Source organism: Microcoleus sp. B3-D2, from assembly GCF_036705345.1.
GTDB lineage: Bacteria > Cyanobacteriota > Cyanobacteriia > Cyanobacteriales > Microcoleaceae > Microcoleus.
Genome location: NZ_JAUBUG010000168.1, coordinates 1 through 2,565, shown reverse-complemented (window position 1 = coordinate 2,565; position 2,565 = coordinate 1). Strand labels below are relative to the sequence as shown.

The window sequence follows — 2,565 nt, the reverse complement described above, 5'->3', positions numbered from 1 at the left end:
CCTGAAGTTTGTTCGCCATATTGGATTTCCTCTACTTTTACCCTATATTTTAGTGTACCTTCATAGTGAATTGGTATTAGACTTTGAACTAACCAACGGATGTAAATTGTCAGCGCTCAACCGTTGGGTAAAAATGGCCCAAATAATCCCGTGGGATGAATTTGAATCAGAATATGCGGCTAACTTCCCGACATAAAAGGGTGCACCAGCCAAATCTTTTCGGATGGCGTTGGGAGCATTAATCATCACAGAAAAACTGGGAATTAGCGATCCGGAAACAATAGAACAGATCCGGGAAAACCCCTATCTACAATACTTTATTGGTCAATCAAGCTACAGTAACGAGCTACCCTTTGACCCATCTCTCTTAGTTCATTTTCGGCAAGGAATTAGTCCGAACCTAATTAATAAAGTCAACGAACGAATGGTTAATAAAATCCGATACATCACCCCAGTTAAACCAGAAAAAAAAAAGGATTCGGACGCCAAAAATGAGTCACCCAATCGTGGAAAACTAATCATAGATGCAACCTGCGCTGAGCGCCGATATTACCTATCCGACCGACTTAGGACTATTAAACAGAGCCAGAGTTCACACCGAAAAAATCATAGATATCCTGTATAAACAGCTCAAAGGTCAAATCCAGAAAAAACCAAGAACCTACCGTAATCTCGCCCGAAAAGATTACTTATTAATAGCCAAACAAAGAAGACCATCCCGCAACAAAAAGAGACAGGCAATTAAAAAACAACTTCAATATATCAAAAGAAACCTCGCTCATATTGAACAGCTAATAGAGTCAGGGGCGACCCTCGAACGCCTGAGCAAAAAGCAATATAAAACCTTGCTAGTCCTCACAGAGGTCTATCGCCAACAGCAATGGTTATTTGATAACAATAAACAGAGTATTGAGGAGAGAATAGTAAGTTTAATTCAGCCCCACATCCGCCCCATAGTCAGAGTAAAAGCCGGAAAAGGCGTAGAATTTGGAGCTAAACTATCAGCGAGCTGTTTTGAAGGATATGTATTTTTAGACCGGATGATCTGGGATAATTTTAACGAATCAGGAGACCTAAAATCACAAGTAGAAGCATATCATAGCTTCACAGGATATTATCCAGAGTCCGTTCATGCCGATCGAATTTATCGTACAATAGAAAACCGAGCTTGGTGTCATGAAAAAGGCATTAGAATCAGCGGACCGCCTTTAGGAAGGCCTCCAGTAAATATCAGTAAAGAGAAAAAGAAGCAAGCATTGGAAGATGACAGAATTAGGAATGCGATTGAGGGTAAATTCGGGGAAGGTAAACGAAGATTCGGTCTCAATCGTATCATGGCAAAACTTGATAATACTTCACAAACAACTATTGCTATCCTGGGGGGGTGACAACCCCGTTAGAAGCTAGACAAGGTAAGGCGTTGACCCACTTGTGGTAAAAAAAGATAGGCCCGTTCAAAGTACCGACGACCTATCACAAATTATGTTACCTCTATTTTATCAGACGCATCTCCAGCAACACTTAACTCGTACTCAGTTTTTAGTATTAAGTATCCTGCTCAATCTACTGCAATCGTCCAGACAAGTTAAGTTGGAGCAATTAGCGCGAGTGTTTCCCTACCCGATTACTGCCGAAAGCCGGCGTCGGAAATTACAAAGGTTCTTGGATTTACCTCAATTGACCCTCCGCCAGATTTGGTATCCCCTGATAACTTATTGGTTAACCACCTATTGCCAAGTGGGTCAGACTTTATCAATTGTCATCGATCGCACCCAATGGGGATATATAAACTTGACGAGTGGTAAGCCTGGTTTGGGAGAAGAGAGCTATCCCTTTATCCTGGTCCCTGTTACCCAAGCTAGGAAGTAGTAATTTGACAGCAACATTGGGATGCGCTCTCAGAAATTTTACCGCTTTTGAAAGATTATAAAGTAGTGGTTTTAGGAGACCGGGAATTTTGCTCGGTCGAGCTGGCTAACTGGATCGGGGAGGCAGGTGTATATTTTTGTTTACGGCTTAAATGCTCTCTTTGTATCGAAACCGAACCTCAAATCTGGAAGCCGTTGAAGCAGGTAGGATTAGTTCCCGGAATTTCTCTCTATTTCCCTGGAGTCAAAGTCAGAAAGACTCAACCGATAGGGGGATTTGATGTGGCTTGTAAATGTCCAAGAAAATATCGGGGCATATCGGTTAAGGAGGGTTGGTTTATCCTGACAAATTTAGGTTCTCTCAATAGTGCGGTCGCTGCCTACAAAAAGCGGATGGGAATTGAAGAGATGTTCCGAGATTATAAAAGTGGAGGTTATTATTTAGAGGGAACTGGCTTAAAAGGTAAGCGACTGATGACCCTCATTTTATTAATAGCACTCGCTTATAGTAATGCTGTAATGCAAGGGACAACCCTGAAAATGAAATCGGTCAAAAAGTATATTGTTCGTCCTAAACAATCAAAAAGAAAGTATCAGAGGCGGAGTACCTTTGGCAGCGGTCTAGTACAGCACGGCGAAAATAAGCAGACCATTAAATAGCCAAAACTTTGCCCTTATATGTCCACTTAAAAGGTTG

At 41.6% G+C, this 2,565-nt stretch carries 2 protein-coding genes and 1 pseudogene; all 3 read left to right on the top strand.

Annotated elements, in window-relative coordinates:
* Positions 1-52 precede the first annotated feature (52 nt).
* A pseudogene (locus QUB14_RS28415) lies at positions 53-1,376 on the top strand (IS5 family transposase); the annotation flags it as partial.
* A 106-nt stretch (positions 1,377-1,482) separates the two neighbouring features.
* Positions 1,483-1,869: a hypothetical protein gene (locus QUB14_RS28410; protein WP_333221558.1), complete on the top strand. Its 387-nt coding sequence runs from the start codon at positions 1,483-1,485 to the stop codon at positions 1,867-1,869.
* Positions 1,870-1,916: 47 nt separating this feature from the next.
* Positions 1,917-2,528 carry a transposase gene (locus QUB14_RS28405; protein WP_333221556.1) on the top strand — a complete coding sequence of 204 codons (612 nt, stop codon included), beginning with the start codon at positions 1,917-1,919 and terminating at the stop codon, positions 2,526-2,528.
* The last annotated feature ends 37 nt before the right edge of the window (positions 2,529-2,565 follow it).